Genomic DNA, 26,017 nt, shown 5'->3' on the forward strand with positions numbered 1-26,017 from the left:
GGCTCTGATCCCCATCCGCTCGACCTGGCGCCGGGGAAGTGCGTCAGGGCTGCGGGTGGGAGTCACAACCGGGGGTGCGTCTCAGAACAGTCCCGGGATCACCTCCTGCTCCATCTCCGAATAGCTCTCTTCGTTGCTCTCGAGGTACGCGTTCCACGCGGCCGCGTCCCAGATCTCCGCGTGCGCGCCGACGCCCGTCACGACGAGCTCCTTCTCGAGCCCGGCGTACGTGCGCAGGTGCTGCGGGATCGTGATCCGGTTCTGGCCGTCGGGGGTCTCGGCGCTCGCTCCGGACAGGAACATGCGCAGGAAGTCGCGCGCCTGCTTGTTGCTCAGGGGGGCCTGACGCACGCGCTCGTGGACCTGCTCGAACTCGGCCGTGCTGAACACGTACAGGCAGCGTTCCTGTCCGCGCGTCACGACGACGCCTCCGGCCAGCTCCTCGCGGAACTTCGCGGGGAGGATGACGCGGCCTTTGTCGTCGAGCTTGGGGGTGTGGGTACCCAACAGCATCGGCCTTCACCCCCCTTCGTCCGGCCGGTCCCGAGGATGCCCCCACTTTACTCCACTTCCCCCCACTGTCTAGAGAGGACGGCGATATTCTTCCCGGCGCGCCGCCGCGGCTTCCTTGGAATTCCGCAGTGGAGCGCCGGTGGAGCGCGGTGGAGGGATTTCGGCGGGTCCAGTCGCTCGACCAGCGTGGGCGGATGCCGGCTTCGACTCGCTTCGCTCGCTCAGCCCGTTTCGACTCCGGCGCTGGCGCGCCTCCGCTCAACGACCGAGGGGATGCCCGTTTCGTCTCCGGCGCCGGCGCGCCTCCGCTCAACGACCGGGGGGATGCCCGTCTCGTCTCCGGCGCCGGCGCGCCTCCGCTCAACGACCGGGGGGGGAATGCCCGTTTCGACTGCGGCGCCGGCGCGCCTCAACAACGACCGAACCTGAAGTCCGAGATCTACCGTCGTGCGAGCGAAGCGAGCGTGCCGCGGATGCGGCCCCCGCAGCGCGAAGCGCTGCCGAACGGAGCGTCAGCGACGTTCTCGCTCGCGAAGGGCCCCCGAAGGGGCGCCCGCACGCGTGCGACCGCTTCTCAAAAAGAAAGCGCCGACCCGGAGGTCGGCGCTCAGGTGGAGCGAGAGGGAGGGTCAGCCGTCGCCGTTGTGACGGCGGTCCCACCGCTCGTTCATGCGGTCCATGAACGATCCGCCGCGGTTGCCGCGCGCGGCGGTGGTGCGGCCGGCGCGCGTGGTCGGGGTGCTGCCGCGGACCGGGGTGACGCCGAAGATCACGCCGCCGAGCATGGCGGCGAATCCCGCGACTCCGAGCACGAGTCCCGCGGCGAGGCTCGTGCCCCACAGGGCGATACCGGCGACGATCGCGCCGAGGCCGACGAGCACGAGGATCGCGCCGACGACCAGGTTGCGGTAGCTCAGGACCGGCGCGCCCACGGGCGCGCTGACGACATCTGCATCGTTCTGCATGAGATGGCGCTCCATCTCATCCAGCAGACGCTGCTCCTGCTCGGAGAGTGGCATCGGGTCCCCCTCGGGTGGGTGTGGCTGACCATCATTCTAGTCGCCGGGCGGAGAACTAGGCTAGACCCGTGGCCGCCCCTCTCCCCCTTGTCGAAGCGATCTCCCAGCGGCTCGATAGCTTCGCGTCCGGACGCCGCGACGAGGCCCGCGAACTGGGCCCGGAAGCGGTCGATTTCACCGAGCACGCGATCGCCGCGCTGGACGGCGGGAAGCGCCTTCGCGGGCGGTTCTGCTGGTGGGGCTGGCGCGGCGTGGCGGGTTCGGACGCGGGGTCCGGCGTCGACGGCGACGCCGTCGTGGGCGTGTGCGCGGCGCTCGAGGTGTTCCAGGCGGCCGCACTCGTGCACGACGACCTGATCGACAACTCCGACACCCGCCGAGGCCGCCCGTCGGCGCACCGCGCGCTGGAGTCGGGTCATCGCGACGCGGGCTGGAGCGGCGACGCGGCCGCGTACGGTCGCGCGGGTTCGGTGCTGCTGGGGGACCTGCTGGTCGCGTGGAGCGACGACCTGCTCGAGGAGTCTCTCGCGCGGCTGTCGGATCCGGCCGCGGCGGCAGTGGCGCGCGGCGAGTACGCGCGCATGCGGCGGGATGTCACCGTCGGGCAGTTCCTCGACATCGCGGAGGAGTCCGCGTGGAGCACGGCCCCGGATGACGCGCACGCGGAGCGCGCGCTGCGCGTGGCGTCCTACAAGTCGGCGCGCTACAGCGTGCAGCAGCCGCTCGTGATCGGCGCCGCCCTGGCGGGTGCCGATGCCGTGCAGCGCGAGGCGCTGCGCGCGTTCGGCCATCCCCTGGGCATGGCGTTCCAGCTGCGGGACGACGTGCTGGGCGTCTTCGGCGAGCCGGCCGAGACCGGCAAGCCCGCCGGCGACGACCTCCGCGAGGGGAAGCGCACGGCGCTCGTCGCCTTCGCGCGCGCCGCCGCTTCGGCGGCGGACCGGGCCCGGATCGACGCGCTCCTGGGGGACCCGGCGCTGTCTGACGACGACGTCGCGGCCCTGCGCGGCGCGATCCAGAGCTCGGGCGCGCTGGACCGGGTCGAGCAGCTGATCGTCGACTTCGCCGCCGAGGCCGACGCGGCCCTCGCGGCGGCGCCGCTGGATCCCGAGGCGGCCGGTGAGCTCCGCCGACTGGCCCGCGCGGCGACGCACCGCCGCGCCTGACGCGCGGCGCTCGCTCAGGCCAGGGTCTGGGCGACGCGGCGCACCTCGGCCTTGCGGCCGGCGCGCAGCGCCTCGATCGGCGCGACGCCGATGGAGTCCTCGGGGGTCAGCAGCCAGTCGATCGACTCGTCGTCGCTGAAGCCCACGTCGTGCAGCACGATCAGCGTGCCGCGCAGGGACGACAGGAGCGCGCCGTCGAGGAAGAACACGGCCGGCACCTTGAGCGGGCCCTCGCGACGGGATCCGACGATGGCCTTCTCGTCGAGCAGGCGGCGCACGCGCCCCGGGGTCTCGCCGAGCAGCTCGGCGACGTCGGGGAGCGTCAGCCACTCGGTGGCGACCCGCCCGTCCTGCTCGGGCGAGGGGCCGGTCTGATCGAGGGAGGAGTTGTCCGCGGTCACGGAGCAACTATCTCACCCCCGCGCGCGCCCACGCACGGCCGCCCGCGCCCTGATCACATCCGTCACATAAGTCACACCAATCCCGCACATAACACAGACCACGGCAGTTATCACAGGTTGACACGCCATCACTTCCGTGTCACGGTGTTCGGAGTCGATCCGAGGGGGACCCATCGTGCACCGTCGTCTGCCCGCGCGCGCCAGCCACGCTCGCGCCAGCCAGCCCATGCGCTCGCTCTTCACCACCGTCCCGGTGGCCATTGCGGGCTCCATCGCGCTCTCGCTGGGCGCGACGCCCGCATCCGCGGTCGAGATCAAGATGCGCGACGGCGTGCGCGAGGGCCAGTCCCCGACGGGCGCCTTCGGCCAGATCTCCGGCGCGAATGCGATCGCCGCGGCCCCGGCTCCCCGCATCGAGACGTCCGTGCGCACGGCGGCCCGCCCGGCCACCCACGTCGTGCAGCCCGGGGACACGGTCACGCGCATCGCCATCCGCGCCGGCCTCCGCACGATCGACGTGCTCACCTGGAACGGCCTGAGCTGGTCCAGCACGATCTACCCCGGCCAGGTCCTGCGCCTCACGCCGGGCGGCTCCGCCGCTCCGGCCGCCAAGCCCGCCGCGGCGAAGCCCGCCGCCGCCCCCGCCTCGTCCGGCGCGACGTACACGGTGAAGGCCGGCGACACCGTCTGGGGCATCGCGTACAACCACAAGACCACGGTCGCGGCGATCCTGCGGGCGAACGGCCTGAGCGAGTCGGCCGTGATCTACCCGGGCCAGAAGCTGAAGGTCTCGGGTTCCGCGCCCGCCGCGGCGAAGCCCGCCGCCCCCGCCTCCGCCTCGCGCGGGGTGGCGACCTCGAAGCCGGTGGCCGCCTCGGGCGCCACCTACACGGTCAAGGCCGGCGACACGGTGTGGGGCATCGCCCACAACCACGGCACCACGGTCGCCGCCCTCATCAAGCTGAACGGCCTGGGCTCCTCGGCGACGATCTTCCCCGGCCAGAAGCTCAAGGTCTCGGGCTCGTCCGCGGCCCCCGCGGCCGTCCCCGCGGCCGCGACCTCCCCCGCCCCCGCCGCCGCGCCCGCGGGCGCCAAGACGCACGAGGTCAAGGCCGGCGACACGCTCTGGGCGATCGCCGCCAAGCACGGCGCGAGCGTCGCGACGATCCTCAAGGCCAACGGCCTGTCCGAGGGCGCGATCATCTACCCCGGCCAGAAGCTCAAGCTCTCGGCGCCCACGCCGAAGCCCGCCGCGGCGACCGCGGCGGCGCAGGAGGACCCGCGCATCCAGCGCTCGGCCGTCCTCGACGCCGAGCAGGCCGAGAACGCCCGCCTCATCATCGCGGTCGGCCGTCAGCTCGGCGTGCCGGACCGCGGCATCGCGATCGCCCTGGCGACCGCGATGGTCGAGTCGAACATCCGCAACCTCGACTACGGCGACCGCGACTCGCTGGGCCTGTTCCAGCAGCGCCCGAGCGCCGGATGGGGCACGCCCGCGCAGATCCTCGACCGCGAGCGCTCGACGCGCGTCTTCTACGGCGGCCCGAGCAACCCGAACAAGGGGAACACGCGCGGTCTGCTCGACATCCGCGGCTGGCAGAGCATGGAGTTCACGGACGCGGCGCAGGCCGTGCAGATCTCGGCGTTCCCGAACCGCTACGGCCAGTGGGAGACCGCCGCGTACGGCTGGCTCGCCCAGCTCGGCTGATCCGCTCTCGAGAGGCCCGTGGGGTGCGCCGTTCCCGGCTCCCCACGGGCCTCGAACGTAGAATCCAACCGTGAGCACGAGTCAGCAGGTCGATCCCCTCATCGGGCGACTTGTCGACGGCCGGTACCGGGTCCGGGCGCGCATCGCGCGCGGCGGGATGGCCACCGTGTACGTCGCGACCGACCTGCGCCTCGAGCGTCGTGTCGCGCTCAAGGTGATGCACGGGCACCTGAGCGACGACAGCGTCTTCCAGAGCCGCTTCATCCAGGAGGCGCGCTCGGCCGCGAGGCTGTCGGACCCGCACGTCGTGAACGTGTACGACCAGGGCCAGGACGGCGAGCTCGCCTACCTGGTCATGGAGTACCTCCCGGGCATCACGCTGCGCGAGCTGCTCAAGGAGCAGCGCCGGCTCACCGTGACGCAGACCATCACGATCATGGACGCCGTGCTGTCGGGCCTGGCGGCCGCGCACCGCGCGGGTCTGATCCACCGCGACGTGAAGCCCGAGAACGTGCTGCTGGCCGAGGACGGCCGCATCAAGATCGGCGACTTCGGCCTCGCGCGCGCCACGTCCGCCAACACCGCGACAGGCCAGCAGCTGCTCGGCACGATCGCGTACCTGGCTCCGGAGCTCGTCACGCGCGGCACGGCCGACGCCCGCAGCGACATCTACGCGCTCGGCATCCTGCTCTACGAGATGCTCGCGGGCGAGCAGCCGTACAAGGGCGAGCAGCCCATGCAGATCGCCTTCCAGCACGCGACCGACTCCGTTCCGCGCCCCAGCGTCAAGAACCCCGGCGTGCCGGAGCAGCTCGACGAGCTGGTGCTGTGGGCGACCGAGAAGGACCCGGATGAGCGCCCGTCCGACGCGCAGGAGATGCTCGAGCGGCTCCGCGAGATCGAGCGCGAGCTCGGCATCGCCCCGCTGACGACCCGCAGCTCCTCCCCCGCCGCGTTCGAGACGCGTGTGCTCCCCGCCGAGGGCCTGACCTCCGGGGCCACCCGGATTCTGCCCGGCGGCCTGTCCGGCACGGGCGAGGTCACGGGAGAGCTGCCCGGCACGGGCGCGGTCGACGACCGCGACAACGCCGCACGCCTGCGCCACCGCATGGAGAAGCGCCGCCGCCGCGGGGGTCTGCTGGTCGCGCTCGTGCTGCTGCTCGCGGCCGCCGCGGGCGGCGCCGGCTGGTGGTTCGGCTCGGGCCCCGGTTCCCAGGTCGCGGTGCCATCGGTCGCCGGTCTCTCGTTCGCCGAGGCGGTCGCCGCCCTCGAGGAGCTCGAGCTGGAGGGCGTCGAGCGGGCCGAGCCCGCACTCGACGTGCCGGTCGGCGAGGCGATGTACACCGAGCCCGGTGCGGGCGAGCGGGTGGACAAGGGCGAGACGATCACGGTCGTGACCTCCTCCGGCCCCGCGCCCGTCGAGCTCGGCTCGTTCGAGGGCCTGTCGCTGGCCGACGCGCAGCGGGTGCTCGGCGAGCAGCACATCTCGTACGACGACGCCGAGAACCTCGAGCTCTACTCCGACGCCCCGGACGACCAGGTCATCGGCCTGGAGATCATCCCGGCCGGCACGGAGGAGCGCGTGCCGTGCTTCGAGGGCTGCGCGGCGCACCAGGGCGACGCCGCCGACTTCGTCGTGTCGCTCGGGCCGCTGCCCGACGTGACCGGACGCCCGATCGGCGAGGCGCAGAAGACCCTCGAGGACGCCGGGCTCACCGTGACCGTGGCCGAGGAGTACAGCGAGACCGTCGCCGCCGACACCGTCATCCGCGTCGAGCCGCGCGCGGAGGAGGGCAACTGGCGCCCCGGGGATGCGATCACGATCGTCAACTCGCTCGGGCCGCAGCTGTTCGAGGTGCCCAACGTCGTGGGCCTGACCCGTGACGAGGCCGTGAACGCGCTCTCCGCGAACTTCGAAGTCGCCGGTGTGGTCTTCCCCTGGAACATCGCGATGAACGAACACACCGAGGTCAAGTCCCAGTCGGTGGAGGCGGGCAGCTGGCACCGCGCGGGCACGACCGTCGAGATCTCGATCGACCTGCGCGACTGACGACCGGAAAGCCGAACGCCCCGGATCTCGCGAGGAGATCCGGGGCGTTCCGCGTACGCGCTCAGCGCTTCTCGAGCTCCTCCGCCACGAGGAAGGCCAGCTCGAGCGACTGCATGTGGTTCAGGCGCGGGTCGCACAGCGACTCGTAGCGCGTCGCGAGCGTGGCCTCGTCGATCTGCTCGGATCCGCCCAGGCACTCCGTGACGTCGTCGCCCGTGAGCTCGACGTGGATGCCGCCCGGGTACGTCCCGACGGCGCGGTGCGCCTCGAAGAAGCCGCGGACCTCGTCCACGACGTCGTCGAAGCGGCGCGTCTTGTAGCCGGTCGGCGTCGTGATGCCGTTGCCGTGCATGGGGTCGGTGACCCACAGCGGCAGGGCGCCCGAGTCCTTGACGGCCTCGAGCAGCGGCGGCAGCGCGTCGCGGATCTTCCCGGCGCCCATGCGCGTGATGAACGTCAGGCGCCCCGGCTCGCGCTCGGGGTCGAGCTTGTCGATCAGCGCCAGCGCCGTCTCCGGCGTGGTGGTCGGGCCGAGCTTGACTCCGATGGGGTTGCGGATGCGCGAGAAGTAGTCGACGTGCGCGCCGTCGAGGTCGCGCGTGCGCTCGCCGATCCACAGGAAGTGCGCCGACGTGTTGTACGGCGTGCCGGTGCGCGAGTCGATGCGCGTCAGCGGGCGCTCGTAGTCCATCAGCAGGCCCTCGTGGCCCGTGTAGAACTCGACGCGGCGCAGCTCGTCGAAGTCCGCCCCGGCGGCCTCCATGAACTTGACGGCGCGGTCGATCTCGCGCGCCAGGCCCTCGTAACGCTGGTTCGCCGGGTTCTCGGCGAAGCCCTTGTTCCACGAGTGCACCTCGCGCAGGTCGGCGAAGCCGCCCTGCGTGAACGCGCGGATGAGGTTCAGCGTCGAGGCCGAGGTGTGGTACGCCTTCAGCAGCCGCTGGGGGTCAGGTGTGCGCGAGACGGCCGTGAAGTCGTACCCGTTCGCGATGTCGCCGCGGTAGGCCGGCAGGGTCACGTCGCCGCGCGTCTCGAGGTCGCTCGAGCGCGGCTTGGCGAACTGGCCCGCCATGCGGCCCATCTTGATGACCGGCATGGATGCGCCGTACGTCAGCACCACGGCCATCTGCAGCAGCGTCTTGACGCGGTTGCGGATCTTGTCGGCCGTCGCGCCCGCGAAGGTCTCGGCGCAGTCGCCGCCCTGCAGCAGGAACGACCGGCCCGCCGCGGCCTCGCCGAGGCGGTGCTTCAGGCTGTCGACCTCGCCCGCGAAGACGAGCGGCGGCTGCTGGGCGAGCTCGGCCGAGACGCGCTCGACCTCCGAATAGTCCGGCCACTCCGGCTGCTGCTTGATCGGAAGGGATCGCCAGATGTCCAGAGGGTCGGTGTTTCGCACCCCACGATGCTACCGGCGTCTCGGGGCCTCCGAGCACCGCGTGTCAGTCGGCGGGCGACGCGGCTCCGGCGGTCGGCGCCTCGGCCAGCGCCTCGTCTGCAGGCGCGGCCGACCGGGCCTGCGCGGCGAGCTGGTTCTTGACCGACGACGCGTAGACGTCGCGGTACCTCTGCTGCCCCAGCCGCTGGATCGCCACCATGATCTCGTCGGTCACCGAGCGGAGGATGTAGCGGTCGTTCTCCATGCCCTCGTAGCGGCTGAAGTCGAGCGGCTCGCCGATCACGACGCCCACCCGCACGACGCGCGGAATGGTCGTGCCGATCGGCATCATCGTGTCGGTGTCGACCATGACGACGGGGATGACCGGCACCTTCGCCTCCAGGGCCATGCGGGCGATGCCCGTCCGGCCGCGGTACAGGATGCCGTCGGGGCTGCGGGTGCCCTCCGGGTAGATGCCGAGCAGGTCACCGCGGCCGAGCACCTGCAGCGCCGTGTTGAGCGCGGCCTCCGACGCGGATCCGCCCGAGCGGTCGATCGGGATCTGGCCCGTTCCCTTCATGAACCACTTCGTCGCCCAGCCCTTGAGGCCGCGGCCCGTGAAGTACTCGGCCTTCGCGAGGAACGTCATGGGCCGCTCGATCATGAGCGGCAGGAAGATCGAGTCCGACACCGACAGGTGGTTGCTGGCGAGGATCGCCGCGCCGGTCGGCGGGATGTGCTCGGCGCCGACGATCCACGGCCGGAAGATCGCCTTCACGATCGGCCCGACGACGATGTACTTCATCAGCCAGTAGAACACCGCGAGCACATCCCTTCGAGCCGCCGCGGCCGCCCTCGCGGCGGCGCGCACTGAAGTCTAGCGGGCGGGCGCGCGGCCCCTTCGGATCGCGTCGCGCATGGGCGCGATGCTCCCGCGTGACTAGACTCGAGCCAGCCTGCCCATCCGGTACCGAAGGAGCTGCCGTGAGCGAGTTCTCGACCCCCGCGATCGTCCCCGCCGACCCCGAGGCGAACGTCGCCGACCTGCTCGTCGAGCGAGCCCGCACCACGCCCGACAAGGTGATCTTCGGGATCCCCGAGGGCGACGGCTGGCGCGACGTCACCGCGGCCGAGTTCGAGCGGCAGGTCATCGCTCTCGCGAAGGGCTTCGTCGCGGCCGGCGTGCAGCCGGGAGACAAGATCGGCTTCCTCGCCAAGACCACGTACGACTGGACGCTCGTCGACTTCGCGCTGTTCTACGCGGGCGCAGTCATGGTCCCGGTCTACGAGACCAGCTCGCCCGCGCAGGTGCAGTGGATCCTGTCCGACTCGGGCGCGGTGGGCCTCATCGTCGAGACGGCCGCGCACCACGACACGTTCCAGCAGGTCAAGGCGGAGCTGCCGCTCGTCGGGTCGGTATGGCGCATGGACGAGGGCATGATCGCCGACCTGAGCGCACGCGGCGCCGACGTGCCCGACGCCGAGATCGAGCGCCGCCGCAGCCTGGCGAAGGGCTCCGACATCGCGACGCTGATCTACACGTCCGGCTCGACCGGCCGCCCGAAGGGGTGCGTGCTCACGCACAGCAACTTCGTCGAGACGGCCCGCAACGCGGCCGAGGCGCTGAGCGAGGTCGTCCACCAGCCGGGCGCCTCCACCGTCCTGTTCATCACGACCGCGCACGTGTTCGCCCGGTTCATGTCGGTCCTCTACATCCACGCCGGCGTCAAGACCGGACACGAGCCCAACACCAAGAACCTCGTCAAGACGCTCGGATCCTTCCAGCCGACGCTCCTGCTCGCGGTCCCCCGCGTGTTCGAGAAGGTCTACAACTCGGCCGAGCAGAAGTCGGAGGCCGGCGGCAAGGGGAAGATCTTCCGTGCGGCCGCCGCGACCGCCGTGGAGCACTCGCGTCGCCTGCAGGACGGCGAGCGGATCGGCCTGGGCCTGAAGGTCAAGTTCGCGCTGTTCGACAAACTGGTCTACTCCAAGCTGCGCGCGCTCATGGGCGGCCGGGTCACGTACGCCGTCTCGGGCTCCGCTCCCCTGGGCCCGCGCCTGGGGCACTTCTACCACAGCCTCGGGATCACGATCTTGGAGGGCTACGGCCTCACCGAGACCACGGCTCCCGCGACGGTCAACCTGCCGGGCCTCAGCAAGGTCGGCACGGTCGGCCCCGCGCTTCCCGGCGTGGCGGTGCGCGCGGCCGAGGACGGCGAGATCCAGGTCAAGGGCGTCAACGTGTTCAAGGAGTACTGGAAGAACCCCGAGGCCACCGCCGAGGCGTTCGACGGCGAGTGGTTCCGCACGGGCGACATCGGGTCGTTCGACGCCGACGGGTACCTCACGATCACGGGCCGCAAGAAGGAGATCATCGTCACGGCCGGCGGCAAGAACGTCGCCCCCGCCGCGCTCGAGGACCCCATCCGCGCGAACCCGATCGTCGCCCAGGTGGTCGTGGTCGGCGACCAGAAGCCCTTCATCTCGGCGCTCGTGACGCTCGACCCCGAGATGCTGCCGGCCTGGCTGGCCACGCACGGCGAGAGCTCCGACCTGACGCTGGAGCAGGCCGCGCAGAACCCGACCGTCCGCGCCGAGGTGCAGCGGGCGATCGACGAGGCCAACACGAAGGTGTCGCGCGCGGAGTCGATCCGCAAGTTCGCCATCCTCGGGACCGAGTGGACCGAGGCCACCGGCCACCTGACGCCCAAGATGTCGATCAAGCGCGCCGAGATCGTCAAGGACTTCGCGCGCGAGATCGATGAGCTCTACTCCACGCCGACCTCGACCAGCAACGTCTCGCTCGGCTGAGATTCTTTATTTCCCGCTTCGCGGGGTAGTGCATGGTGCGTGCGCGATCGCTCGCCCGGCGCTGGCGCGCCGGGACTCTCGATCGCGGGCTGTCGCTGGCGCTCCATCCCGGGCGGGAAGATCGCGTTCTCGAGGTGGTCGGCAGTCGCTTCGCTCCACGCTCGCTTCGCTCGCACAGGGGAACAGGTGATCCCCCTCCCGAACTGAGCAGGGGATCACCGAGCAGAGAAAATCAAAACCAGCCGGACTCGCGGACGGCCCTCATGGCCTTGGCGCGCTCCTCCTTGGTGAGGCGCTGCAGGTAGACGACGCCGTCGAGGTGGTCGGTCTCGTGCTGGAGCATCTGGGCCATCAGCCCCTCGCCCTCGAGCACGACGGGGCGGCCGTCCAGGTCGATGCCCTCGGCGCGCGCGTAGGGATGGCGCAGCGCGTCGTGCCACAGGCCGGGCACCGACAGGCACCCCTCCCCCGTGGGCTCCGGCTCGCCGCGGACCTCGACCAGGCGCGGGTTCAGGATGTAGCCGATGTCGCCGTCGATGTTGTAGCTGAAGGCGCGCAGGGCGACGCCGATCTGGGGTGCCGCGACGCCGGCGCGGCCGGGCAGCGCCACCGAGTCCAGCAGGTCCTGCACGAGCGCGCGCACGCCCTCGTCGATCGTCTCGATCTCGGCGCACGGCGTGCGCAGCACGGGGTCGCCGTACAGGCGGATCTCGCGCGCGGTCACGCCGTGCGGCCCTCGGCGCGCAGGCCGTCGATCACGCGGGCGGCGAGCTCGCGCGCGGCCTGACGGGTCTGCGGCTGCAGCTCGCGGTACACGATCGCGCTGCCCGTGGCGAGGGCCGGGTCGTAGGGCAGGTGGACGACCGTGCGCACCCGGCTGCCGAAGTGCACCTCGAGCTCGCTCAGGCGCACCATCGGCGCGCCGGCGGACTGCTGGTTGAGCACCACGATGCTGTTGCGCGCGAGGTCCTCGTAGCCGTTCGACTCGAGCCACGTCAGGGTCTCGGACGCCAGGCGCACCTCGTCGAGGCTCAGGCCGGTCACGATCACCAGCTGGTCGGCGTGCTTCAGCGTCGCGCTCATCACCGAGTGGATGATGCCGGTCCCGGTGTCGGTCAGCACGAGCGAGTAGAAGTGCTCGGCCACGTCCGCGACCGTGCGGTAGTCCTCCTCGCCGAAGGCCTGCGAGATGCGCGGGTCGGTGTCCGACGCGAGCACGTCCAGGCGCGTCTCGTCGCGCGCGACGAACCGGGACATGTCGCTGAAGCCGCGGATGTCGCCGGCCGTGTGGACCAGGTCGCGCACGGTCTTGTCGACGCGCTTGCCGATGCGGTCGGCGAGCGTGCCGCGGTCGGGGTTCGCGTCGATCGCGATCACGCGGTCATCGCGGCCGTCGGCGAGCGCCATCCCGAGCAGCGTCGTGACGGTGGTCTTGCCGACTCCGCCCTTGCGGCTGAGCACCGGCACGAACCGCGTCTCCCCGGCCAGCGGGGCCGCGACACGCGCCTCCAGCGCCTTGCGCGCACGCGCCTTGCGGCTGTCGCCGAGGTTCACGCGGCCGCCGGTGAGGCCGTACACGAGCTCGCTCCACACGCCCTCCGGCGCCGCCTTCGGCGCGCGCTGCGGGTTGAGCACGCGGTCGGGCGTGAGCAGATCGCTGGACTCGCGATCCGCGTTCCTGCCGAGATCCTCCAGGCGTCGCGCGGTCATCTCGAGTGCTCCTGTCGTCTGCGTCTTCGTGAGGGGCGCCGGCTCGAGGCTCGTGGACGCGGCGCGCGCTGCGGCCGTCTCCTCCGCCCACAGCCGGGCGAACGTCTGGGGGCGCTGCGCGGGCGTCGCCGGCGCGGGATCCTCGGCGAGCGGCGCCTCGGGGGTCACGTCGTCCGCGTCCTCCGCGCCGTGCGCGTTCTCCGCGTGGTCCGAGTCCTCCGCCTCGTCCGCGTCGTCGGGCTCGTCCTCGTCGTCGAACAGGTGCGCGAACGCGTCCTCTCCCTCTTCCGGGGATTCGTCGTCGTCGGAGCCCTCGGCCTCGGCGGGATCGGGCACCGCGTGCGCGGCGGCGTGCTCGGCCGCGAGCGCGGCCGCGGCGGCACGCCAGGCGTCGACCTGGGCCGCGACGGCGTCCGGCTCCTCCGGGATCTCGTCGGCGTCTGCGGCCGCCTCGATCCCCTCGGCGTCTTCGGGCTCGCTCTCCTCGAGCTCGTCCTGGGCCCCGTTCTCGGGCTCTTCGGACTCCGGCTCGTCGAAGCCCGAGGCCTCGGCCTCGAGCTCCTCGGCGTCGGACTCCTCGGACTCGGACTCCTCCGACTCGGACTGCTCGGATCCGGACGCGCCGGGCTCGGCGTCCTCGGTCCGATCGACGCCGTCCTCGGGCTCATCTGCGGCATCCGCGGCATCCGACACGACGACCACGTCGATCACCTCGTGCTCGACGTCCGGACCGAGGTCCTCCGCGGCGTCGTGCTCCTCGGCGTCGCCGGGCTCCTCGATGATCTCGCCCGTGAGGGTCGTCTCGTCCCCCGCGGTCTCCGCGGCCTCGGCAGCGGCCTCGATCTCGTCGACCTCGTCGGCGGGCAGCTCGATCACGATGCCCCCGCTGCGCAGATCGCCGGGCTCGATCTCGTCGTCGACGACCTCGTCGTCGGGCTCCTCGAGCACCTGCGGCAGCACGACGCGCACCTGGGCCGTCTGCGGGCTCAGGATGCCGATCGCCGTGGTGTCGAGGCCGGCGGCGGCGAGGACGCCGTGGTCCTCGCCGCCCGCCTCGAAGTCATCGGGATCGGTCGTGATCTTCTTCACCACTGCGGCTTCACTCCAACGGGGTGCTGTCCCCACACGGGCGAGCCCCTCCCGCCCCGGCGCCCGGGCGAGGCCGGGCGCCCCCCAGATTACTGTCCGGTGGCGATGACGACCAAAAGGTCGCCGCCGTCGACCTGCTGGGTGGGGCCGACCGCGAGCCGCTCGACGATTCCGCCGTGCGTGGTGGTGATCGCCGCCTCCATCTTCATCGCCTCGATCGACGCGACGGCCTGGCCGGGCTCGACGCGGTCGCCGACCGACACCTTGAGGGTGACGACGCCGGAGAACGGCGCGGCGACCTGGCCGGGCTTGGACGTGTCGGCCTTCTCGGCGGCGTGCGTCTCGACCTCGATGCTGCGGTCGCGCGCGGAGACCGGGCGCAGCTGGCCGTTGAGCGTCGTCATGACCGAGCGGAAGCCCTTGTCGTCCGGCGCGCCGATGGCCTCGAGGCCGACGAACAGCTGCACGCCGCGCTCGATCTCCACGACGTGCTCGCCGCCCTGCTCGAGCCCATACAGGTAGTCCGCGGTGTCGAGCACCGACAGGTCGCCGTACGTCTCGCGCGCGGTCTCGAACGCCTTGGTCGGCTGCGGGAACAGCAGGCGGTTCAGGGTCGAGCGGCGCTGAGCCGACTCGCCCTCCAGCGCCTCGGCGTCCGACGGCTCGAGGGGCGTGATGGTGGGCTTGATGTCGCGGCCCGCGAGCACCTTCGAGCGGAAGGGCTCGGGCCATCCGCCGGGCAGGTCGCCCAGCTCGCCCGCCATGAACGCCACGACGGAGTCCGGCACGTCGTACTTGTGCGGGTTCTGCTCGAAGTCGGCGGGGTCGGCCTTGACGGCGGCGAGGTGCAGCGCGAGGTCACCCACGACCTTCGACGAGGGCGTGACCTTGGGCACGCGCCCGAGGATGTCGTTGGCGGCCGCGTACATGTCCTCGATCAGCTCGAAGTCGTCGGCGAGGCCCAGCGCGATCGCCTGCTGGCGCAGGTTCGACAACTGGCCGCCGGGGATCTCGTGCTTGTACACGCGGCCCGTGGGGCCGGCCAGCCCCGACTCGAACGGCTTGTACAGGTGGCGCACGGCCTCCCAGTACGGCTCGAGATCGGAGACCGCCTGCAGGTCGATGCCCGTGTCGCGCTCGGTGTGCGCGAGCGCGGCGACCAGCGCCGATAGCGACGGCTGGCTCGTGGTGCCGGCCATGGGGGCGGCCGCCGCGTCGACCGCGTCGGCGCCCGCGGCGCTGGCCGCGAGCAGGGTGGCGAGCTGGCCGCCCGGGGTGTCGTGCGTGTGCACGTGGACGGGCAGGTCGAAGCGCTCGCGGAACGCCGAGACGAGCTTGGCGGCCGCGGCCGGGCGCAGCAGGCCCGCCATGTCCTTGATGGCCAGGATGTGCGCGCCGGCGTCGACGATCTGCTCCGCGAGGCGCAGGTAGTAGTCGAGCGTGTACAGGGTCTCGCCGGGGTTCAGCAGGTCGCCGGTGTAGCAGACCGCGACCTCCGCGACCGAGGTGCCGGTCGCGCGCACCGCGTCGATCGCCGGGCGCATCTGCGAGACGTCGTTGAGCGCGTCGAAGATGCGGAAGATGTCGATGCCGCTCGCCGCCGCCTCGCGCACGAACGCGTCCGTCACCTCCGTCGGGTACGGCGTGTAGCCGACCGTGTTGCGGCCGCGCAGGAGCATCTGGATCGCGACGTTCGGCAGGGCCTCGCGCAGCTTGTCGAGGCGCTCCCACGGGTCCTCGGCGAGGAAGCGCAGCGCGACGTCGTACGTGGCGCCACCCCAGGCCTCGACCGACAGCAGCTGCGGCGTGAGGCGGGCGACGTGGGGCGCGACCGCCACGAGGTCCCTGGTGCGCACGCGGGTCGCGAGGAGCGACTGGTGCGCGTCGCGGAACGTCGTCTCGGTGACGGCCAGGGCGGTCTGCTCGCGCAGCGCGCGGGTGAAGCCCTCGGGGCCGAGCTCCTGCAGGCGCTGGCGCGATCCGGCGGGCGCCGGGGTCGCCAGGTCGATCGCGGGCAGCTTGACCGCGGGCGCGATGCCGAGCGGGTTCTCGCCGTTGGGCTTGTTGACGGTGACGTCGACGAGCCAGTTCAGGACCTTCGATCCGCGGTCCTTCGACACGCGGCCCGCGAGCAGCTCGGGACGCTCGTCGATGAACGACGTCGAGACGTCGCCCTTCACGAACTGCGGGTCGTCGAGGACGGCCTGCAGGAACGGGATGTTGGTCGCGACGCCGCGGATGCGGAACTCGGCCAGGGCGCGACGGGCGCGTGCGACGGCAGCGCCGAAGTCGCGGCCGCGGCACGTGAGCTTGGCGAGCATCGAGTCGAAGTGCGGGCTCACCTGCGCGCCGGCGGCCGTGGTGCCGCCGTCGAGGCGGATGCCCGCGCCGCCCGGCGAGCGGTAGGTCGTGATCTTGCCCGTGTCGGGGCGGAAGCCCTGCGCCGGGTCCTCGGTCGTGATGCGGCACTGCAGGGCCGCGCCGCGCAGGTGGATCGACTCCTGCTCGAGCCCGAGGTCGGCGAGCGTCTCGCCCGCGGCGATCCGCATCTGCGACTGCACGAGGTCGACGTCCGTGACCTCCTCGGTCACGGTGTGCTCGACCTGGATGCGCGGGTTCATCTCGATGAAGACGACCTCGCCGGCGCGCTCGCCCGCGGTCTCGAGGAGGAACTCGACGGTGCCGGCGTTCTCGTAGCCGATCGACTTCGCGAAGGCCACGGCGTAGCGGTGCAGGTCGGCGCGGATGGAGTCGTCCAGGTTCGGCGCCGGGGCGATCTCGATGACCTTCTGGTGGCGGCGCTGCAGCGAGCAGTCGCGCTCGAACAGGTGCACCGTGGCGCCCGACTTGTCGGCGAGGATCTGCACCTCGATGTGGCGCGGGCGCACGACGGCCTGCTCCAGGAACATCCGCGGGTCGCCGAACGCGCTGTTCGCCTCGCGCATGGCCTCGGCCAGCGCGGGCGCCAGCTCGGCCTTGGTCTCGACGCGGCGCATGCCGCGGCCGCCGCCGCCGGCGACCGCCTTCGCGAACAGCGGGAAGCCGATCTCGTCCGACTGCGCCACGAGCGTGTCGACGTCGTCCGACGCCTCGGTGGAGCGCAGCACGGGAACGCCGGCCTTGATGGCGTGCTCCTTGGCCGTGACCTTGTTGCCGGCCATCTCGAGCACCGTCGAGGACGGGCCGATGAACGTGATGCCGGCCGCGGCGGCCTTGGCGGCGAGGTCGGGGTTCTCCGAGAGGAAGCCGTATCCGGGGTAGATGGCGTCGGCACCCGACTCGACGGCGACGCGCACGATCTCGTCGACATCCAGGTAGGCGCGGACCGGGTGGCCCTCCTCGCCGATCCGGTACGCCTCGTCGGCCTTCAGGCGGTGCAGGGAGTTGCGGTCTTCGTACGGGTAGACCGCGACGGTCCGCGCTCCCAGCTCATAGGCGGCCCGGAAAGCCCGGATCGCGATCTCACCACGGTTCGCCACGAGGATCTTGCTGAACATGCGGGCCCTTCTGCTGTCCCGGCGGGTGGGGATGCGCCGGGGCGGACAAGAGTCATCTGATGGGGAGGGCCGTCCGCCGTCCCCGCGCGGTCCGCGACCCTGGGTCGCAGACGTGGTTCTCAGCATAGGGCGTTGTAACGTTGGGGATTGTGCACGTACTCAGCGTCAGTTCCCTCAAGGGAGGCGTGGGCAAGACGACCGTGACTCTCGGTCTCGCGTCCGCCGCCTTCGCACGCTCGCTGCGCACGCTGGTGGTCGATCTCGACCCCCAGGCGGACGTCTCGACCGGCCTGGATGTGCAGATCGCGGGACGCCTGAACGTCTCGGACGTGCTCACCAGCCCGAAGGAGAAGATCGTCCGTCAGGCGATCACGTCGAGCGGCTGGACGCGCGTGCACGACGGCACGATCGACGTCATGCTCGGCAGCCCGTCGGCCATCAACTTCGACGGCCCGCACCCCACGGTGGCGGACGTCTGGAAGCTCGAGGAGGCCCTCGCCTCGATCGAGTCGGAGTACGACCTCGTCCTGATCGACTGCCCGCCGTCGCTCAACGCGCTCACGCGCACGGCGTGGGCGGCCAGCGACCGCGTCATGGTCGTCACGGAGCCCGGCCTGTTCTCGGTCGCCGCCGCGGACCGCGCCCTGCGCGCGATCGAGGAGATCCGCCGCGGCCTCTCCCCCCGCCTGCAGCCGCTCGGCATCGTCGTGAACCGGGTCCGCCCGCAGTCGGTCGAGCACCAGTTCCGCATCAAGGAGCTGCGCGACATGTTCGGCCCGCTCGTGCTCGAGCCGCAGCTGCCGGAACGCACGTCGCTGCAGCAGGCGCAGGGCGCCGCGAAGCCCCTGCACGTGTGGCCCGGCGAGTCCGCCCAAGAGCTGGCCGCCGACTTCGACGCGCTCCTCGACCGCATCATGCGCGCGGGCCGCATCGAGGACCCCCAGGACAGCGCTTCTTAAACCAGAGGAAGCTCCCACTCGTCGGGCCCCCGCTTCGCGGATGCCGCTCCTCGAGGGATGGACGTCGCTCCGCTCCACGCTCGCTTCGCTCGCACGATGCTCGCTGATCGCGTGGTCGTCGAGCCGAGGCGAGGAACGAGCCGGAGTCAGAACGTGGCCGAACCAACCCGGCCGGCCGGGTCGCTTCGACCCGTTTCGACTCCTCGCTAGCGCTCGTCGCTCAACGACCACAGGGGTGGCGCCGACCTCGACTCGCTTCGCTCCGCTCAACGACCGACAGCAACCCCGGACATCTAAAGGCGTGCGAGCGAAGCGAGCGTGCCGCGGAGCGGCCAATCGCAGCGCGAAGCGCTGCCGAACGGAGCGTCAGCGACGTTCTCGCTCGCGAGTGTCCGGCGCGGAGCGTCGGCGCGAGCGTACGGGACGCTCCTGGAAATCAAGCCGTTCGCTTCGCGCGGCGCGCGGCGAGCTCGTCGACCGGGTCGGGGGTCGTGGCCTCGAAGTCGACGAGCGTGGCCTCGACCTCATGCAGCACCTTGCCGACCGCGATGCCGAACACGCCCTGGCCGCGGCTGACGAGGTCGATGACCTCGTCGTTCGACGTGCACAGGTAGACCGAGGCGCCGTCGCTCATCAGCGTGGTTCCCGCGAGGTCGCGGATGCCGGCGGCGCGGAGCTGCTCGACCGCGGTGCGGATCTGCTGGAGGGAGATGCCCGTGTCGAGCAGGCGCTTGACGAGCTTGAGGACCAGGATGTCGCGGAAGCCGTAGAGGCGCTGCGAGCCCGAGCCGGTGGCGTTGCGCACCGTGGGCTCGACGAGCTCCGTGCGCGCCCAGTAGTCGAGCTGGCGGTAGGTGATGCCGGCGGCGCGGGCGGCGACCGCGCCGCGGTAGCCCTGCTCGGGGTCGAGGTCGGGAAGGCCGTCCGTGAAGAGGAGATCGGTCATGCCGCGATCCGGGTGATCGTCAGCGCTCATCAGGTCCTCCTCGTTTCGATGACAGTTCCACGGTATGGGAGGCCCGGGGCACCGGCAATGACATCCGTGCGATGCCGGGGGCGTGTCGCGCGGCCGTTACACAAGGGTGACCTTCAACCTGAGCTTCAACCGCTCGCCGCTAGCCCAGCAGGCGGGCCAGCGCGCCCTTGACGAGCAGCGAGCGCACCTCGTCGAGGCGCGCGGCGAGCTCCGGCGCGAGCTCGCTGGCCTTGGCGCGCGAGGCCGCGTCGGTGCGCCGCAGCAGCGCCGACAGGGCCGACTCGACCAGCGCCACCTCGCGCTCCGCGCTCTGGCGCATGCCGCGCACGTGCCGCGGCTCGATGCCGTGGCGGTCGAGCGCCACCAGCGCGCGCAGCAGCGCGAGCGCCTGGTCGTCGTAGCTGTCGGCGGCCTTCAGCAGCCCGGTGCTGACCGCGTCGTTGAGCAGCTGCGGCGACGCCCCGGCCGCCGAGAGCAGCTCCTGGCGGGTGTGCCGGCGCACCGCGGGGTGGATCGACGGCGGCGGCACCTGCGGCGTGGCCGGCGAGCGTCCCGCGTCCACGTCGTCCAGGTACTCGCGGATCACCATCAGCGGCAGGTAGTGGTCGCGCTGCAGGGTGAGCGCGAGCCGCAGCCGGTCGAGGTCCGCGGGCGAGAACTTGCGGTAGCCCGAGGCGGTGCGCTGCGGCGTGACAATGCCCTGCACCTCGAGGAAGCGCAGCTTGCTGGAGGTGAGGGCGGGGAACTCGGGCGTCAGCTTGGCCAGCACCTGGCCGATGCTCAGAAGGCCCGCGGGCGCCTTCCGTGCGGAAGCCGGCTCGCGGGCGGCGGCAGCCGCCATCAGGCGCCCTGCCCCGTTCCGTCCTCGCCGACGAGGTCCAGGGGCGAGGCGAAGAAGTTGAGGCGGAACTTGCCGATGCGCACCTCGGCGCCGTTGCGCAGCTCCGCACGGTCGACGCGCTCGCCGTTGACGTAGGTGCCGTTCAGCGAACGCTGGTCGACGATCTCGAACGACGTGCGGTGGCGCGTGATCTCGGCGTGACGGCGCGACACCGTGACGTCGTCGAGGAAGATGTCGGCCTCGGGGTGGCGGCCCGCCGTCGTGACGTCCGTGTCGAGCAGGTAGCGCGCGCCCGCCGTGGGGCCCGAGCGCACCAGCAGCAGGGCCGAGCCCGAGGGCAGCGCCGCGATCGCGTCGCGCTCCGTGGCGTTCAGCTCCCCGTGGAAAGGCACGAAGGACAGGTCGGAGTCGTGCCCGAACGTCTGCGTGGAGTCGCCCGAGCCGTCGTAGCCGTACCGCGAGCTGTCGCTGTCGCGATGGATCGGCGAGCCGGCGTCCTCGTTGAATGACACGTCATCCCCTCCTTTCGGATCAGCCTAACGGATCGACAGGGCCCGTTCGAATGACCAGATCTCCCAAGTCTCCCGGATGTCTCTCGCGAGCCGGCGCTCAGGATGACGCGGGTACCGTGACGGCATGCCCTCCGCATCGCATCACGTCCGTCGTCTCTCCTGCACCGCGACTGCGATCGCGGTCGCTCTTCTCAGCTCCCTCTCCTTCGCGTCCCCCGCGGCCGCGCACGGTGGGCTCATCGCCACGAATCCTGCCGATGGGTCGACGATCGCGGAGCTGCCCGACGTGGTGAGCCTCGAGTTCTCGGAGGCCATGCAGGAGGGCACGGCCCAGATCGATGTCGTCGCTCCTTCCGGCACGATCCTCTCCGAAGGTGACGCGGTGGTCGAGGGGGCGATCATCCGGCAGGAGGTGTCCGAGCCCGCCGAGCCCGGCCTGTACACGGTGAACTGGCGAGCAGCAGGCGTCGACGGACACGTACCGGACGGCACCTTCACGTTCACGGTCGAGAGCGCATCGGCGACCGAGCCGAGCGACCCGGCCGCCGTGCCGCCGGCGGACGGCGAGGGCGAGACGGCCCAGCCCTCCAAGAAGCCCGTCACGACCCCCGCTCCGACCGACCTCGAGCAGGAGGAGACGCCCGTCCCCGCCGACGAGGACCGCGGCTTCGGCGACGTCCTGCCGTGGATCCTGCTCGGCGCGAGCGCGGCCGCGATCGGCGGCGCGCTGATCGCTCTGCTCTTCTCCCGCACGCGGCGCGATCCCGGCGGTCCGGGGGCCGGCGACGGCGGCTCGGGCACCCCCTCCGGGCGATAGGCTGAAGCCATGGCTCATTACGACGTCGTCATCCTCGGCGCGGGTCCCGGCGGTTACGTCGCGGCCGTGCGCAGCGCGCAGCTCGGACTCAATGTCGCGATCATCGAAGAGAAGTACTGGGGCGGCGTCTGCCTCAACGTCGGGTGCATCCCGTCGAAGGCGCTGCTGAAGAACGCGGAGATCGCCCACACCTTCACCCACAAGGCCGACCTGTTCGGCATCTCGGGTGACGTGCACTTCGACTTCGGCGCGGCGTTCGACCGCAGCCGCAAGGTGGCGGAGACGCACGTCAAGGGCATCCACTTCCTGATGAAGAAGAACAAGGTCACCGAGTACGAGGGCCGCGGCACGTTCACGGGCCCGAAGGCCATCTCGGTCGCCAAGTCGGACGGGACGACCGAGGAGATCACGTTCGACAACGTGATCATCGCGACCGGCTCGAAGGTGCGCCTGCTGCCGGGCGTGCAGCTGAGCGACAACGTCGTGACCTACGAGGAGCAGATCCTCACGCGCGAGCTGCCCGAGTCGATCGTCATCGTCGGCGCCGGCGCCATCGGCATGGAGTTCGCCTACGTGCTGTCGAACTACGGCGTCAAGGTCACCATCATCGAGTTCCTCGACCGCGCCCTCCCCAACGAGGACGCCGAGGTCTCGAAGGAGATCCAGAAGCAGTACAAGAAGTACGGCATCGACATCCTCACGTCGACCGCGGTCAAGACCGTCACCGACAACGGCTCGTCGGTGCACGTCACGTACGAGACCCGCGACGGCCAGCCCGGCGAGATCACCGCGGGCAAGGTCCTCATGTCGGTCGGCTTCGCGCCGAACATCGAGGGCTTCGGCCTCGAGAACACGGGTGTGAAGCTCACCGATCGCGGCGCGATCGAGATCGACGACTTCATGCGCACCAACGTCGAGGGCATCTACGCGATCGGCGACGTCACCGCCAAGCTGCAGCTCGCCCACGTGGCCGAGGCGCAGGCCGTGGTCGCCGCCGAGACGATCGGCAAGGCCGAGACCATGCCGCTGGGCGACTACCGGATGATGCCGCGCGCGACGTTCTGCTCGCCGCAGGTCGCGAGCTTCGGCCTCACCGAGGAGCAGGCGCGCGCCGAGGGTCGCGAGATCAAGGTCGCCAAGTTCCCGTTCAGCGCCAACGGCAAGGCCAACGGCCTGGGCGAGCCGGTCGGCTTCGTGAAGCTGATCGCCGACGCCGAGCACCTCGAGCTCATCGGCGCCCACCTCATCGGCCCGGATGTGTCGGAGCTGCTGCCCGAGCTCACGCTCGCGCAGAAGTGGGACCTCACGGCGCTGGAGGCGGCCCGCAACGTCCACACGCACCCGACCCTGTCGGAGACGCTGCAGGAGGGCTTCCACGGCCTCCTGGGTCACTTCATCAACATGTGAGTCGACGCGGATCAATGCGCGAAGCGCGTTGATGCGCGGCGAGTCAGGTTGAGCGAGCGAAGCGAGCCGAAACCTCACCAGCCCGTTCACGACCGACGGCCCCCGGATCATCCGGGGGCCGTCTTCGTGTGGTGCGGGCGCTGCGTCAGTGGCCGAGGGCGCGGGCGAGCTTGGACGCCGAGGTGGCCGTGCGCGCCCCCGCGGCGAAGGCGACCTCGGTCACGGCCGCGAAGAACGCCTCGCGCGCGGCCCGCTCGGCGGGCGCGGCGGGGCCGAGCTCGACCTCCCACTCGTGCCAGGCGCGGTTCTCGCCCGTGCGCAGGTCGATCGTGCGCACCGCGTCGTCCACGAACTCCGCCAGCACGCCGCCGTCCGCGTCCAGGAGCTGGTACGCGGTGCGGTCGTTCACGATGCGCGCGAGCGGATACAGCGGCGAGGGGGTGTACTCGGCCACCTCGGTCGCGACCGCTGCGGGCAGCGTGTCGCCATCGCCGAGGGGCCACTGCAGCTCCGTGCGCCCGCCGTCCACGAGGGGTCCCTTCAGGTGCCACCCCTCGTCGGGGCCGCCCGTCCGGCGACGCAGCGCGACGCCGGCACACGCGAGGGCGAGGTCGTCGGTGTCGAGGTAGAGGGCGTCGAGGTGGCGCGGCTCGCCCTCGGTCACGGACGCGACGCCGGGCACCGCGGTCCAGTCCGGCACGGGCGTGCCGGCGTCGACGTCGAACTTGCGCTCGACCTCGACCGAGCGCGACGGCCCGGACTCCTCGGAGCGGTCGACGCTCACGCGCCCGGGTGGTGGTCGTCGCCGGGGGTGATCTCCTGCTCCTCCTCGCCGAAGCGGAACGGGATCTCGGTGGGGCCGTCGCCGTCTCCCGTGTGCGCCGGCTCGCCGGCGCGCTTGTAGACCACCTGCCCCTCCGAGTACGGCAGGATCAGCTGGTCGAGCTCGGGCGATTCGAGGGGCAGGACCTGACCGTCGAGGGGTCCGCCGTGCAGTCGTGCGATGGCCATGCCCTCACCCTAGTCCCGGTGCTCCCGCAGACGTCGGAGATCCTGCTCGTGCTCCGTGCGCTCCGCCGCGCGCGCCGCCTCCAGCTCGCCGACCGCGGCCTGCACCGAGCGCTCGGCGCGCCGCACCCGCCGCTGCGCGAACGTGGTCGCGGCGAACCGCTCCCCCACGCGGTCGCGCTGCTCATCGACGCCGACAAGGATGTACGCCGACGCGATCAGCAGCACCTGCGCGGACAGGTTGACCCACAGCAGCAGCGCGATGAGCGACGCGAACGCTCCGAGCAGCGGATTGGACGTCGCGCCGCCGACGAAGAGGCCGGACAGCTGCTGGAGAACCAGCAGGCCCGCACCGCCGATCAGGGCGCCGCTCCACACGGCGCGCGGCGACGCCCGCACGCCCGAGAGCATCCAGAACATCAGCGCGACGAGCACCGTGTCCAGCGCGAGCGTCACCAGCGCCGCGACCGCGCGGGTCATCCCTTCGGCGAGCCCGGACTGCCCGAGGCCCAGCCAGTCGAGCACGAGCGACACGAAAGCGGAGCCGAGGAACGTCGTGAGTGCCGCAGCCACCAGCAGCGCGCCGAACACGACCGCGAACAGCAGGTCCCGCAGCATCAGGATGACGCCGGGAACCTCGCTGCGGCTGGTCCCGGCCAGCATCCGGATCGCCTCGCGCAGCGCGCCGACGGCGCCGATCGCGGCCACGAGGAGGCCGACCAGCGCGATGATGCCCGTCAGGGTGAAGCTCGCGGGCTCGAGAAGGTCGTCGGGGTCGATCAGCCCCTCCTCGCCGATCAGGCCCGGGATGACGTTGTCGACGGCGGAGATCAGCGCCTGCCACAGGTCGGGGCGACCCGCGAGCCAGATGGCCGCGATCGAGAAGCCCAGCAGGGCCCCCGCGAAGATCGAGAACAGCGCGCGGTATGTGACCGCCGCCGCGAGCAGCGCGCCCTTCCCCTCGGAATAGAGCAGGAACGCCCGGACCGGCTTGCGGGCGAGCGCCCATGCGATCAGCAGCTTCAGCCGTTCCATGATCCCCGCCATGCCGTCGACCCTACCGACGCCCCGGGCGCCCCGCAGGCGGTTGACACCGCCGCGTCAGGCGACCAGCGGGCCGGTCCATGCCCCGATCAGCATCCACGGCCCGAACGCGATGTGCGTATCGCGGCTCGCGCGCCCGGTGGCGAGGACGGCCAGCGCGGCGACCGCGCCGAGCACGAATCCCGCCGCTGCGCCGACCGCGAGCGGCAGCCAGCCGTGCCAGCCGAGGAACACGCCCACGGCCGCGGCGAGCTTGACGTCGCCGCCGCCGAGCCCGCCCGGCGCCGCGGCCCGCAGCGCGACGTACAGCCCGAGCAGCACCAGGCCGCCCGCCGCCGCGCGCCCCGCGGGCGCGAGGTCGCCGTCGAGCGCTGCAGCGAGCGCCAGCAGCGCGGCCAGTCCCGCGGTCGTGGGAAGCACGATGACATCCGGCAGCCGATGCTCGAACACGTCGATCCGGATGAGCATCAGGCTCACGGCCAGGAACGCGACGTGCGCGGAGGCGGTCAGCGCCTGCGATGCATCGGCTGCGGCCATCCGGTCCCTCCTTGAGACGAGGCTAGGGACCGCGCGGGCGCGACGGGCGCGCCCTGTGGATAACCGCTACTCGCCCATGCGGTTGCGGGTGCGCATCGCGCGCTCCGCCTCGCGCTTGTCCTGGCGCTCGCGCAGCGTCTGGCGCTTGTCGTACTCCTTCTTGCCCTTCGCGACGCCGATCTCGACCTTCGCGCGGCCGTTCAGGAAGTAGAGCTTCAAGGGCACAAGCGTGTACCCGCCCGCCGACACGGCGTGGCTGAGCTTGATGATCTCGTCCTTGTTCAGCAGCAGCTTGCGGATGCGCTTGGACGAGTGGTTCGTCCAGCTGCCTTGCGAGTACTCGGGGATGTGCACCGCATCGAGGAAGGCCTCGCCGCCGTTGATGTATGCGTAGCCGTCGCTGAGGTTCGCGCGCCCCTGGCGGAGCGACTTCACCTCGGTGCCGGTGAGCACGAGTCCCGCCTCGTACGTCTTCTCGATCGTGTACTCGTGGCGCGCGCGACGGTTGGTCGCGACGATCTTCTCGCCCTGTTCCTTCGCCATGTGCTCACCTCCCCGGTGCCGCCTGCCCGGCCGA

The 26,017-nt window shown here is 71.6% G+C and carries 23 protein-coding genes; 7 read left to right on the plus strand and 16 right to left on the minus strand.

What is annotated here, in order from left to right; genetic code table 11:
* Positions 1–81: 81 nt before the first annotated feature.
* Both mraZ and B5M43_RS07180 read right to left on the minus strand, forming a co-directional pair.
* The gene (mraZ, locus tag B5M43_RS07175) at positions 82–513 is read right to left on the minus strand and encodes a division/cell wall cluster transcriptional repressor MraZ (protein WP_055991719.1); all 432 of its coding nucleotides are present in this window, start codon (positions 511–513) and stop codon (positions 82–84) included.
* Between the two features lie 629 nt (positions 514–1,142).
* Positions 1,143–1,532, minus strand: a complete 390-nt coding sequence (locus tag B5M43_RS07180) for a DUF3040 domain-containing protein (protein ID WP_055991716.1) — start codon at positions 1,530–1,532, stop codon at positions 1,143–1,145.
* A 68-nt stretch (positions 1,533–1,600) separates the two neighbouring features.
* On the opposite strand from B5M43_RS07180, the gene B5M43_RS07185 reads away from it, so the two are divergent.
* On the plus strand, positions 1,601–2,698 hold the full coding sequence (locus B5M43_RS07185; protein ID WP_055991713.1) for a polyprenyl synthetase family protein: 1,098 nt from the start codon (positions 1,601–1,603) through the stop codon (positions 2,696–2,698).
* Between the two features lie 14 nt (positions 2,699–2,712).
* Here the strand turns inward: B5M43_RS07185 and B5M43_RS07190 are convergent, their stop codons facing one another.
* On the minus strand, positions 2,713–3,024 hold the full coding sequence (locus B5M43_RS07190) for an Rv2175c family DNA-binding protein (protein WP_055992003.1): 312 nt from the start codon (positions 3,022–3,024) through the stop codon (positions 2,713–2,715).
* A gap of 250 nt (positions 3,025–3,274) precedes the next feature.
* Here B5M43_RS07190 and B5M43_RS07195 point away from each other — a divergent pair, with 250 nt between their 5' ends.
* Together B5M43_RS07195 and pknB are read left to right on the plus strand one after the other, a co-directional pair.
* Positions 3,275–4,807, plus strand: a complete 1,533-nt coding sequence (locus tag B5M43_RS07195; RefSeq protein WP_134745666.1) for a LysM peptidoglycan-binding domain-containing protein — start codon at positions 3,275–3,277, stop codon at positions 4,805–4,807.
* A 70-nt stretch (positions 4,808–4,877) separates the two neighbouring features.
* On the plus strand, positions 4,878–6,857 hold the full coding sequence (pknB, locus tag B5M43_RS07200) for a Stk1 family PASTA domain-containing Ser/Thr kinase (RefSeq protein WP_134745665.1): 1,980 nt from the start codon (positions 4,878–4,880) through the stop codon (positions 6,855–6,857).
* A 61-nt stretch (positions 6,858–6,918) separates the two neighbouring features.
* On the opposite strand, the gene B5M43_RS07205 is transcribed toward pknB, so the two are convergent.
* Together B5M43_RS07205 and B5M43_RS07210 are read right to left on the minus strand one after the other, a co-directional pair.
* On the minus strand, positions 6,919–8,253 hold the full coding sequence (locus tag B5M43_RS07205) for a class II 3-deoxy-7-phosphoheptulonate synthase (protein ID WP_055991703.1): 1,335 nt from the start codon (positions 8,251–8,253) through the stop codon (positions 6,919–6,921).
* A gap of 43 nt (positions 8,254–8,296) precedes the next feature.
* Positions 8,297–9,052 (minus strand): 1-acyl-sn-glycerol-3-phosphate acyltransferase, encoded by a 756-nt coding sequence (locus B5M43_RS07210; RefSeq protein WP_055992000.1) that lies wholly within the window; start codon positions 9,050–9,052, stop codon positions 8,297–8,299.
* A 164-nt stretch (positions 9,053–9,216) separates the two neighbouring features.
* On the opposite strand from B5M43_RS07210, the gene B5M43_RS07215 reads away from it, so the two are divergent.
* Positions 9,217–11,043 (plus strand): long-chain fatty acid--CoA ligase, encoded by a 1,827-nt coding sequence (locus B5M43_RS07215; protein ID WP_055991700.1) that lies wholly within the window; start codon positions 9,217–9,219, stop codon positions 11,041–11,043.
* Positions 11,044–11,275: 232 nt separating this feature from the next.
* On the opposite strand, the gene B5M43_RS07220 is transcribed toward B5M43_RS07215, so the two are convergent.
* From B5M43_RS07220 to B5M43_RS07230, 3 genes are all read right to left on the minus strand, one after another.
* Positions 11,276–11,767 carry a peptide deformylase gene (locus B5M43_RS07220; RefSeq protein ID WP_134745664.1) on the minus strand — a complete coding sequence of 164 codons (492 nt, stop codon included), beginning with the start codon at positions 11,765–11,767 and terminating at the stop codon, positions 11,276–11,278.
* Positions 11,764–13,842, minus strand: coding sequence for an AAA family ATPase (locus B5M43_RS07225; protein ID WP_230667765.1), 2,079 nt, complete (start codon positions 13,840–13,842; stop codon positions 11,764–11,766). Before B5M43_RS07225 ends, B5M43_RS07220 begins: the two co-directional genes overlap by 4 nt.
* Positions 13,843–13,931: 89 nt before the next feature.
* Positions 13,932–17,339, minus strand: coding sequence for a pyruvate carboxylase (locus B5M43_RS07230; RefSeq protein WP_134745663.1), 3,408 nt, complete (start codon positions 17,337–17,339; stop codon positions 13,932–13,934).
* 149 nt (positions 17,340–17,488) lie between these two features.
* On the opposite strand from B5M43_RS07230, the gene B5M43_RS07235 reads away from it, so the two are divergent.
* Positions 17,489–18,298: a ParA family protein gene (locus B5M43_RS07235; protein ID WP_055991692.1), complete on the plus strand. Its 810-nt coding sequence runs from the start codon at positions 17,489–17,491 to the stop codon at positions 18,296–18,298.
* A gap of 436 nt (positions 18,299–18,734) precedes the next feature.
* Here B5M43_RS07235 and B5M43_RS07240 read toward each other — a convergent pair whose 3' ends face one another.
* From B5M43_RS07240 to B5M43_RS07250, 3 genes are all read right to left on the minus strand, one after another.
* Positions 18,735–19,274, minus strand: a complete 540-nt coding sequence (locus tag B5M43_RS07240) for a MerR family transcriptional regulator (protein ID WP_055991689.1) — start codon at positions 19,272–19,274, stop codon at positions 18,735–18,737.
* A 139-nt stretch (positions 19,275–19,413) separates the two neighbouring features.
* The gene (locus B5M43_RS07245; protein ID WP_055991685.1) at positions 19,414–20,115 is read right to left on the minus strand and encodes a MerR family transcriptional regulator; all 702 of its coding nucleotides are present in this window, start codon (positions 20,113–20,115) and stop codon (positions 19,414–19,416) included.
* Positions 20,115–20,597, minus strand: coding sequence for an FHA domain-containing protein (locus tag B5M43_RS07250; RefSeq protein WP_055991994.1), 483 nt, complete (start codon positions 20,595–20,597; stop codon positions 20,115–20,117). The genes B5M43_RS07245 and B5M43_RS07250 overlap by 1 nt, the downstream gene beginning before the upstream one ends.
* 154 nt (positions 20,598–20,751) lie before the next feature.
* On the opposite strand from B5M43_RS07250, the gene B5M43_RS07255 reads away from it, so the two are divergent.
* Both B5M43_RS07255 and lpdA read left to right on the plus strand, forming a co-directional pair.
* Positions 20,752–21,444 carry a copper resistance protein CopC gene (locus B5M43_RS07255; protein WP_134745662.1) on the plus strand — a complete coding sequence of 231 codons (693 nt, stop codon included), beginning with the start codon at positions 20,752–20,754 and terminating at the stop codon, positions 21,442–21,444.
* Positions 21,445–21,453: 9 nt separating this feature from the next.
* Positions 21,454–22,851 carry a dihydrolipoyl dehydrogenase gene (gene lpdA / locus B5M43_RS07260; RefSeq protein ID WP_134745661.1) on the plus strand — a complete coding sequence of 466 codons (1,398 nt, stop codon included), beginning with the start codon at positions 21,454–21,456 and terminating at the stop codon, positions 22,849–22,851.
* A 145-nt stretch (positions 22,852–22,996) separates the two neighbouring features.
* Here lpdA and B5M43_RS07265 read toward each other — a convergent pair whose 3' ends face one another.
* The 5 genes from B5M43_RS07265 to smpB form a co-directional block, all read right to left on the minus strand.
* Positions 22,997–23,635 (minus strand): CYTH domain-containing protein, encoded by a 639-nt coding sequence (locus B5M43_RS07265; protein WP_134745660.1) that lies wholly within the window; start codon positions 23,633–23,635, stop codon positions 22,997–22,999.
* Entirely contained in the window at positions 23,632–23,862 is a 231-nt protein-coding gene (locus B5M43_RS07270) for a response regulator (RefSeq protein ID WP_134745659.1), read from the minus strand. The genes B5M43_RS07265 and B5M43_RS07270 overlap by 4 nt, the downstream gene beginning before the upstream one ends.
* Positions 23,863–23,871: 9 nt before the next feature.
* Positions 23,872–24,906 carry a YihY/virulence factor BrkB family protein gene (locus B5M43_RS07275; protein ID WP_134745658.1) on the minus strand — a complete coding sequence of 345 codons (1,035 nt, stop codon included), beginning with the start codon at positions 24,904–24,906 and terminating at the stop codon, positions 23,872–23,874.
* A 54-nt stretch (positions 24,907–24,960) separates the two neighbouring features.
* Positions 24,961–25,440, minus strand: coding sequence for a prepilin peptidase (locus tag B5M43_RS07280; protein ID WP_134745657.1), 480 nt, complete (start codon positions 25,438–25,440; stop codon positions 24,961–24,963).
* A gap of 66 nt (positions 25,441–25,506) precedes the next feature.
* On the minus strand, positions 25,507–25,983 hold the full coding sequence (gene smpB, locus B5M43_RS07285) for an SsrA-binding protein SmpB (RefSeq protein WP_055991664.1): 477 nt from the start codon (positions 25,981–25,983) through the stop codon (positions 25,507–25,509).
* Positions 25,984–26,017: the final 34 nt, after the last annotated feature.

The sequence above is a fragment of the Microbacterium sp. MEC084 genome (genome assembly GCF_004514465.2).
Lineage (GTDB): Bacteria > Actinomycetota > Actinomycetes > Actinomycetales > Microbacteriaceae > Microbacterium.